The sequence below is a fragment of the Corynebacterium sp. HMSC05H05 genome, assembly GCF_001807265.1.
Classification (GTDB): domain Bacteria; phylum Actinomycetota; class Actinomycetes; order Mycobacteriales; family Mycobacteriaceae; genus Corynebacterium.
Map to the genome: position 1 here is coordinate 53,747 of NZ_KV788370.1, position 8,838 is coordinate 62,584.

5 protein-coding genes and 3 tRNA genes are annotated in these 8,838 nt (G+C 61.5%); 6 read left to right on the forward strand and 2 right to left on the reverse strand.

The window, feature by feature from the left end; translation table 11 throughout:
- Window positions 1–1,147 precede the first annotated feature (1,147 nt).
- Window positions 1,148–2,668 carry an SdrD B-like domain-containing protein gene (locus HMPREF3151_RS11950; protein ID WP_070472520.1) on the forward strand — a complete coding sequence of 507 codons (1,521 nt, stop codon included), beginning with the start codon at window positions 1,148–1,150 and terminating at the stop codon, window positions 2,666–2,668.
- A 67-nt stretch (window positions 2,669–2,735) separates the two neighbouring features.
- On the opposite strand, the gene HMPREF3151_RS01295 is transcribed toward HMPREF3151_RS11950, so the two are convergent.
- The gene (locus tag HMPREF3151_RS01295) at window positions 2,736–3,233 is read right to left on the reverse strand and encodes a hypothetical protein (RefSeq protein ID WP_070472523.1); all 498 of its coding nucleotides are present in this window, start codon (window positions 3,231–3,233) and stop codon (window positions 2,736–2,738) included.
- Window positions 3,234–3,318: 85 nt separating this feature from the next.
- Here HMPREF3151_RS01295 and HMPREF3151_RS01300 point away from each other — a divergent pair.
- Window positions 3,319–3,409: transfer RNA gene (locus tag HMPREF3151_RS01300), tRNA-Ser, on the forward strand.
- 2 nt (window positions 3,410–3,411) lie between these two features.
- Window positions 3,412–3,484 (forward strand) — tRNA-Arg (locus HMPREF3151_RS01305).
- Window positions 3,485–3,690: 206 nt separating this feature from the next.
- On the opposite strand, the gene HMPREF3151_RS01310 is transcribed toward HMPREF3151_RS01305, so the two are convergent.
- On the reverse strand, window positions 3,691–6,171 hold the full coding sequence (locus tag HMPREF3151_RS01310; RefSeq protein WP_070472526.1) for a hypothetical protein: 2,481 nt from the start codon (window positions 6,169–6,171) through the stop codon (window positions 3,691–3,693).
- Between the two features lie 139 nt (window positions 6,172–6,310).
- Between HMPREF3151_RS01310 and mgtE the strand changes: the two genes are divergently transcribed.
- The 3 genes from mgtE to HMPREF3151_RS01325 all read left to right on the forward strand — a co-directional run.
- On the forward strand, window positions 6,311–7,672 hold the full coding sequence (mgtE, locus tag HMPREF3151_RS01315; RefSeq protein WP_070472530.1) for a magnesium transporter: 1,362 nt from the start codon (window positions 6,311–6,313) through the stop codon (window positions 7,670–7,672).
- A gap of 96 nt (window positions 7,673–7,768) precedes the next feature.
- A tRNA-Arg gene (locus tag HMPREF3151_RS01320) sits at window positions 7,769–7,844 on the forward strand.
- Between the two features lie 208 nt (window positions 7,845–8,052).
- Window positions 8,053–8,838, forward strand: a 786-nt coding sequence (locus tag HMPREF3151_RS01325; protein ID WP_141741261.1) for a hypothetical protein, incomplete at its 3' end; no start/stop codon positions are given.

Consider the following 8,838-nt stretch of genomic DNA (forward strand, 5'->3'; position numbering starts at 1 on the left):
CGGTGTGGCGGTGCCGCAGACCGCGGGGGCTTACATCCAAGATGACTCTCTCACCACCCAGCACGGGGACGACCTGGGGAAGAAACCGCAAGCGTCCATTGCTTTGGACCTGGCGGACACAGAGGTTCGGGCGGGTGAATCCACCACCGCCACAATCAAAGTTGGCTCGTCGGTTCCTTTCGCCAAAACCGCAGAAAATAAGTATGGAGAGTCCGATGCGACAGCTGTGATTTTCTCGATCCAAGTTGACGACAGGTTGGAGATTGACCTCGGTGACTCGGTCGAATCCAATATCCGATGGGGCGACGGGCAGAATCGTCGTCCCCACACATTTGGTGTTGACGAAGAGATTAACGAGCTGACTATCGAGTTTGCCGCTAGCGACTTTCCGCTCGGGGCTAATCCGGGTTTCACCCTCGAAGTGCCAGTCAAGGTAGCCCAGGACGTTGAACCGGGAACGGAACTTCAGTTAGCTGTTGGCTCTGAGGTCGATATTCGTCCGGATCTAGACTGGGAATTCGGCAACTACACCATGCAGAGTGTTGACGAGCTTGAACCGGGGCAGGATCGATGTGTCCGTAAGGGCACGGTCGAGGTCTCTTTTGACAATATCGGTCAATACGGCACGTGGATGGCGGATCTCTGGCTAGGTACGAACTCTGATTTTCAACTCTACGGCGATGCGTCGTTCAAGCTAACGGGGCCCAACGGTGAGGATCTGACGGGCCAGGTCTTCGGTCAAGATGGTTCTCCAGTAGCCACTTTGATGCCTGATGGGGAGCCAGAACGTTCCGAAGGAAGGTTCGAGAACCATAATTGGCTGAAAAGGTATCAGTGGCGGATCAACGAGAATGCATTTGCAGGTGAGGCGTGGGTCCCAGAGGGATCGCACCTGCAAATTCAGCAGTATGTGTCCTCTGAGCGCTGCACCTTCGACCCGTCAGCAGAGCTTTTCAGTGCCAGTGTAGTGAGCCGTAATTCGCCACTATTCGATCAAGCAACCGCTACCAAGAATATTGTGGTTGCGGAGCCGACGCCGACGGAGGAGCCGACACCGACGGAGGAGCCGACGCCAACAACTGAAGCTCCATGTGACTGCGAGCCCACCACGGTTGAGGTTCTGACCACGGTTGAAGTTCCGACGACCGTGAAACAACCGGTACCGACTACGGTCAAGCAGCCAGTTCCGACCACGGTTGAGGTTCACACGACAGTTGAGGCTCCGAAGCGCGGCACCATCGGGGACAAGGTCTGGGAAGACACCAACGGCGACGGCAAGGAAGATCCGGACGAGAAGACTGGTGTTCCGAACGTGCCGGTGGTGATCGTCGATAAGGATGGCAACGAGGTCACTCGTACCGTCACCGACGAGGACGGTAACTGGAAGGTTGACGTTGAGCCGGGCGAGTACACCGTTCGCTACGAGCCGGGCGATCGCACTCCGAGCGACAAGGAGCAGGTCGAGCGCACGATCACGATCAAGCCGGGCGAGAAGCGTGATGACGTTGACCTGGGCATTCTGCCTTCTGGTTCTGTCGGCGACCGTGTCTGGAACGACGAGGACGGCGACGGCAAGCAGGGTGAGAACGAAAAAGGCCTCGAGAACGTTGTGGTGTTGGTGTCCCGTGAGGGTGAGCCGACGCGTTCTGCGGTTACGGACGAAAACGGTGACTGGAAGATTGAGGGGCTGAACCCGAACGCTGAGTACGACATCCGCTTTATTAAGCCTGAGGGCTGGGAGGTCACCGGCAAGATTCCGGGCTCGGATGAGTCTGGGTTGGTCTCCAAGGTGACAGTGAAGCCGAACGAGTACAACGACTCTTACGATCTGGGTTTGAAGAAGACCGACGTGACGTGCGACTGCGAGCCGGTGAAGCCGGGCACCATCGGCGACCGCGTCTGGATCGACCTCAACGGCAACGGCAAGGAAGACCCGAACGAGACCGAGGGCGCGCCCGACGTCACCGTGATTGTTCGGGACAAGGACGGCAACGAGGTCACCCGCACTGTCACCGACGAGGACGGTAACTGGAAGGTCAACGTTGAGCCCGGCGACTACGAGATCGAGTACCGCCCGCGCGACTGGAAGCCGACTGACCCGAAGCGCGTGATCCAGAAGGTCACTGTTGAAGAGGGCAAGGAATACCTGGACCTCGACCTCGGCGTGCAGAAGCCGAAGCCGGGTGAGCCGACCCCGCCGACCGAGAAGCCGGAGCCGCAGCCGGAGGAGGGCTCGTCCACCGAGACTTTGGACCGCTGCGTTGCCAACGCCGTGCGTTCGCCGCTGCTGTACCTGGTGCCGGTTGCCCTCGTGGGCGCGTTCGGCGGCGAGATCGCCCGTCCGTACATGGGCGCGATCAACGAGCAGGTCAACCAGATTAACGCCCAGTTCCAGGAGGCTATGCGCCGCAGCAGCCCGGACTGGGGTCAGGGCGGCCGTGGTGGTCGCGACAACGACCAGTTCGCTGAGCTGCGTGGCCAGATCGACGCGGCGAACCGCCGTCTCGCGGAGCTTGGCCAGGACCCGAACGTCCAGCGCTTCGGCACCGTCGCCGCTGGCGTCATCGGCCTGATCGCCGCTGGCGGCGTGCTCTACGACTGGTGCTCCAACGAGAAGGGTGAGGCCTTCACCTCCATCGGCGGATCCTCCAGCAAGGACGCGGCGTAACCGTTAGCTAATCGACGGAAACCGGCCAGATTATCCATCTGGCCGGTTTTTCTGTTGCTGGTGTTGGTTAGGCGATCTCGTCCGGGAAAAGCTCTGGCATGGTGTGAAATTGGCGGGTGCCGGGGAAGTCCGAAGGTACGTCGATAAGCAAATCCATTGCTCGCTTCGTATCCGGACGGTTCTGGCCGGCGACGACCTGCACCTTCTCAATCGGGAACTCGCCGCGCAGCTGCACCACCGCGGCGCCGTCGTTGCGGTACGCGAAGTTCTCGCCGAGCAGACCCGCGACCTCCGAAATGGACTCAGTGGAGCGGTCGAGGTTGTCCGCGCGCCACGAGCCCTCCAAATCGCCGAGGGGGACACCGAGGAGGACGATGCCGTCCGCCGACTTGGCCAGCGCGGAGGTCTTCGGGGTGAAATAAAACGGCACGGACGCGCTCTCGCCGACCAGCGGGGCAACGGTGAGCGAATCCAGGTTGGCCGGGAACCAAACTAGGTAATCAGACGGGTCATTGGAGGTATCGCGGGCGGCGAGGCCGGAGGTGAGCCAGGTGTGGATTTTCATGCGGCCGAGTATACGGATTTCGCCCAGTGCGTTTCGGGGTGTATTTGGACGCGCGGGGAGGACCGAGTAATGTGGAGCAAGGTCTGGAGATGTGCCAGAGTGGCCGAATGGGGCTCCCTGCTAAGGAGTTGCCCCCTTGACGGGGGCCGCAGGTTCAAATCCTGTCATCTCCGCCACCGCGCCCGTAGCTCAACGGATAGAGCATCTGACTACGGATCAGAAGGTTGGGGGTTCGAATCCCTCCGGGCGCACTTTTTGTGCTGAAACCCCTGCTCGTCGGGGTTTTCGGCGTTTGTGGGGGTTTGGGTGGGTTGGTCTGGAGCGGTTCCTGACAGATCACGGCGGGCGTTTGCCTCGACCTGGGGGTATGAGGGCGCTCTGACAGATTCCGCCGCAATGTGTCGGGGCTCCAATAGAAAAGCCCCGCCGGTGTGGGCGGGGCTGAGGTGTGGTCGCGCTAGTTCTGGGTGTCCACCACCGGGGCCGCGACGGTCTCGGCCGGCTTGTTGCTGCTGCCACCAACGGCAAGGTCAATGCTGCGGACGCTCGGCACGCAGTTGCGCACCGCTGCTGCCAGGACTACAGCAGCCACCAGTCCGAGGGCGCCGCCACCTACAGCGGCGAGCTGCGCCGGCTCTAGGTTGAATCGGCGGGCGGCGTCAGCGAAGGCCTTCTCGGCCTGAACAGCGGTGTTGCCCAGGCCCGGAACGCCGATCTGGCCGGCCATGGAAAGCGGGATCATCGCGATCAACGGCAGCCCCAGGGCCACCAGGGAAGCGATGCAGCGCGGATCGGAAGAACCGCCCTCGACGCCAACATTGGCGTCCAGGATGCTGGAACGGCCATTCTCAGCTTGGCCTTCGTCGCCCTGGGCAGGCTCGCCGTTCTGACCGCCGCGGCGGGAAGAACCGAACAAGCCGCCGTTGGCGTTGCCGGTGACGAGCACCTCCGGGTTGGCGTTTCCGGTTGCGACGACGCTGTTGTTCGACCCGTTGTTGTTGCCGATGTTCGACGGGTTCGCATTGTCGGTGATGACCACAGTCGGGTTGGCGTTGTTGGTCACCACTGCAGAGTTGTTCGACCCGTTGTTGTTGGCATTGTCGGTGATGACCGGGTTCGCGTTGCCGGTGACCACGGCAGAGTTGTTGGAACCGTTGTCGTTGGCGTTGCCGGTGATGACCACGGTCGGGTTCGCGTTGCCCGTGACCACAGGGTTCGCATTGCCCGTGACCACAGGGTTCGCGTTGCCAGTGACGACCGGATTTGCATTGCCCGTGACCACGACGGAGTTGTTGGACCCGTTGTCGCGCAGGTTGTCGTTCACGTTGCCGGTGATCACGACGGATGGGTTGGCGTTGTTCGTGATCACAGGGTTGCCGTTGTTAGACAGGTTGTCCTTGATTTCGACGGTCGGGTTCGCATTGTTCGTGATCACCACGGACGGGTTGCCGTTGTTGGACAGGTTGTCCCGCGGATTGACGTTGTCGGTGATGACCACGTTCGGATTGACGTTGTCGGTGATGACCACGTTCGGATTGACGTTGTCGGTGATGATCACGTTCGGGTTGGCGTTGTTCGTGATGACCACGTTCGGGCTGCCGTTGTTGTTGCCGATGTTCGACGGGTTCGCGTTGTTGGTGATCACAACGTTGATCAAGCGGCCGCCGCCACCGCCGGTTCCGCCCTCGCCGCCGTCGCTTCCGCCGCCGGTGAGACCGCCGATGATGTTGCCAAGCAGACCGCTGCCGGTCCCCGCACCGATCAGGCTGCCCAGGATTGGGCCGAGGATGCCGGCGACAGTGCCCGCGGTCTCCGCGGGTGTCTTCGACGGGTTCTTGGCCGCGATCTTCAGAGTGGCCTTGAACTTGTCAGTGCCGTCGTTCACCTCGATCGGAAGGTCGAAGTCGCCCTCCTTGAACGTGGTCGGCGGGGTGACGCGGATGGTGGTGCCGTCGTTGGAGACGGACCAGCCAGTCGGCAGGGCGGCTCCGGTCTTGGACACGGTGACACCTGCCGGCAGGGTGATCCCCTCGACGGGCTGCGCCGACGTGGACTTCTCAAAGTCCACCGGGTAGCGGGAGGCCAGCTGGCTTTCCCACTCGGCGCCCGGGCGTTCGTCGATGACGTTGACGCGCAGAGTGGTGGTGAACACCTCGCCATTCGCCGGGGTCACGCGCACGGGGATGTCCACGTTGCCGGACTTGAAACCAGTAGGAGACTGCGGGCGGATCAAGGTCAGCACGCCATCGTCGTTGCGGAACTTCCAGTTGAAGATGGTGTTTGTGGTGGCAGCAACCTGGTCACCCGGCTGCAGTTCGAGCCCCTCAATCACGGCTTCCTGCTGGTTCCAGAAGTTGGCGGTGGGGAAGCGGTCGTTGAAGGTGGAGGCGGTGGTTGCAGGGACATTGCTTGTCGACGTCGGCTCCGTCGCCGACGTCGTAGTGGGCTCTTCCGCCGGGGTGTCTTCGGAGGTTGGTGCCGTTTCAGGCGTAGTGGTGGGTTCCGGCGTCGGGCACTGGTCCGGCTCGGTAAAGGTGTTGTCCGCGACATCCTCGTCCACCACGTCTACACGGAGGGTGGTGTTGAAGGTGCTGCCGTCAGCTTTGGTCACCTTCACAGCGATGTCTTGGTTGCCGGTGCGGAATCCCAACGCGGACCACGGACGGGCCACGACGACCGCGCAGCCAGCCGTGCGGACCTGGAAACCGGTGCCTCGGGTCGACTCGACCTTGTCACCCGGTTCCAGCTCCAAGCCCTGCACGACGGCTTCGTTCGCATTCCAGAAATTGTCCGTGGTGTAGCGGGTGTCAAAGGCGGAGGCCTCCACAGCTTGGGCGGTGGGAGCGTCGGTAACCGGGGAGACAAACGGTGCCACGAGGGCAAGGGACAGGGCGCCCGCCGCGATGGTGACGCGACGGGAACGGGTGGACTTTGCCATGGTGGCTCCTCAACGAGTATTCAGTGAAAATTCAGCGATACGTGACAGCTATCGCAGAACACGCGTAGATTTTTGCATACAACCGCCCAGAATCGGTCCTTTCTCGCGCAAAATTTTTCAGCCTGGGTACGCTCGCCGTGTGACTACGGCCAACGCGGCGGCGATCGCGCACCTGGAAAAGCAGCTGAACCGGCACCGGTTGGATTCCGGCGACTTGGACGGGCTCCATGAGGAGCTGGCGGGGATTCCGTTGCACGATGTGGTGCACGTGGTGGAGCGGCAGCCGTCGAAACGCGGTGCTGTGTTGATCCGCTTGCTGCCGCCGGAGCGTGCAGCGGCGGCGTTCGACGCGCTGGATCCCGCCCACCAGGCGGAGATTGTTGAAGAGCTGGGTAGCGAGGACGTCGTCGGCCTGTTCAGCGCGCTGGGCGCTGAGGACCGTGTGCGCATGCTGGACAACCTGCCCGCGGAAATCGCGGAGCGGTTCCTCGGCGACTTGGACGAGGACGCGCGTGCGGACACCAACCTCATCCTCGGCTACGAGAAGGGCTCGGTCGGCCGCGCGATGAGCCCCAATGTGGCGGCGGTTGGTCCGGGTGAGGGGGTGCGGGAGGTCGTCGAGAAGCTTCGTGCGAATGCGGACCGCTTTGAGACCGTCTACACCATCGCCGTGGTTGACCCCGAGCGCACGCTGTGCGGGGTGGTGGGGCTGCGCGACCTGTTTAAAGCGCCGGAGGATGCGCGCGTCGGCGACGTGATGCGCGAGCGCCCGTCGGTGCAGGTCAGCGACGATGCCGAGGACGCCGCGCGACGCCTGCTGTCCTCGGGGCTGCTGGCGTTTCCGGTGGTGGATGCCGGCAACCGGCTGGTTGGTATCTTCACTCACGACGAGGCTGCCGACATTGTCGAGCACGCCGACAGCGAGGACTCCGCGCGCCAGGGCGGCGCCGAGTCCCTGAAGCAGCCGTACCTGTCCACCCCGGTGCTGAAGCTGGTGCGCTCGCGCATCGTATGGCTGCTGGTGCTGGCGCTCTCCGCGATCCTGACTGTGCAGGTTCTCGGCGTCTTCGAAGGCACGCTCGCAGAGGTGACCGTGCTGTCGCTGTTCATCCCGCTGCTCACCGGCACCGGCGGCAACACCGGCAACCAGGCGGCAACAACGGTGACAAGGGCACTCGCGCTTGACGACGTCACCAAAGGTGACATCCTCAAAGTGATGTGGCGCGAATTCCGCGTCGGGGCGACGCTCGGGGCGGTACTCGGGGCGCTCGGATTGGTCATCGCGTGGGTAGTTTTCGGCCAAGAAATCGGCATTGTGATAGGAAGCACACTATTTTGTGTCTGCACGATGTCCGCGACCGTCGGCGGGCTCATGCCGATCGTGGCGAAGACTGTCGGCGCCGACCCCGCCGTGTTCTCCAACCCGTTCATCTCCACCTTCTGCGACGCGACCGGTCTGGTGATCTACTTCCTGATTGCTAAGACGGTGCTTGGCTTGTAGGTGGACAGTGTTTGCGGGTTTGGCCTGCGGTTTTGGTGGTGGGTTCACCTGGGTGTAATGTTCTTCTTCGTTGTCCACGCGACACGAACTGAATACGCGCCCGTAGCTCAACGGATAGAGCATCTGACTACGGATCAGAAGGTTGGGGGTTCGAATCCCTCCGGGCGCACCACCGTTTCAACGCCCCGAGCATGTCGCTCGGGGCGTTTCTTTTTCTCTCAGTTTTCGGCGGCACCTGAGGGCAGTTTATTAGGAACTTTAGAAAACCCCTTAAAACTGAAAAAGCCCTGATTAACTGCGTTTTTAATGTTGGCGCTTCCTTGAAAGCGACTGTCCAAATTGGTAGTTTAGTGCGCAGTTCCGCGGGAGAAGTGTGTTCTATGTACTTCTTCCTCGAATTTCTCCCATTTACAAAAACAACCATTGGAGCCATCTTGAAGAACGCTTCCTCCCCGTTCGAGTTCAACTCGGACGCTGCCGCCCAGGGCCCTTCGAACCCTGGGCGTTATAACGCAATGTCCTCCGCGGACCGCAACCCGCGTCGCCACTCCGGTAAGCGCTCCGTCATCGCCGGCATGACGTCCGTCTCCCTGGCGCTGGCCGGGCTGACCGTGCCGAGCGTTGTTGGGGGTGGTCCGGTTGGAGAAGTGCAGTACGCAAAAGCTGCAAATAAGACCCCGGTGACTGCGTCGGTCAGTTATGACAAGGGGGATGAGTTCTACTCAGTTTTCTCTGACCTCGATCAAGGAGGTCAAAACATTGACACTTTCGCAGTCAAACTCAACCCTTGGGAGTACAAGGACCGCCGGTTCGCCGTCACAGAATCGTTCCCCGTAACAGCCGTGTACCGCTACGGCTACGCTAACGAACAGGGAAAACCAGAAGAGTATTCTGAAGAATTCACCGGAACTGGTGTGCCGGATTCGGACGGGCGGGGATTCACGTTCTATCTGGATCGGCCGATTGAGGACATGAACCCGCAAGGATCTGTGCGGTTCTCAGCCGACCCTGCCTTGATCTCGGCCGTCGGGTTGGACAAGGACGGAAACGTCAAAGTGGATGGGGATGGCAAGCCCCGCCAAGTAAGTCTCGGCAACGCGTCGGGACAAGCTGGCACTGCCTTTTACAGCAAGGGTTCGGTTACTGGTTCGGTGACGCCTGGTTCT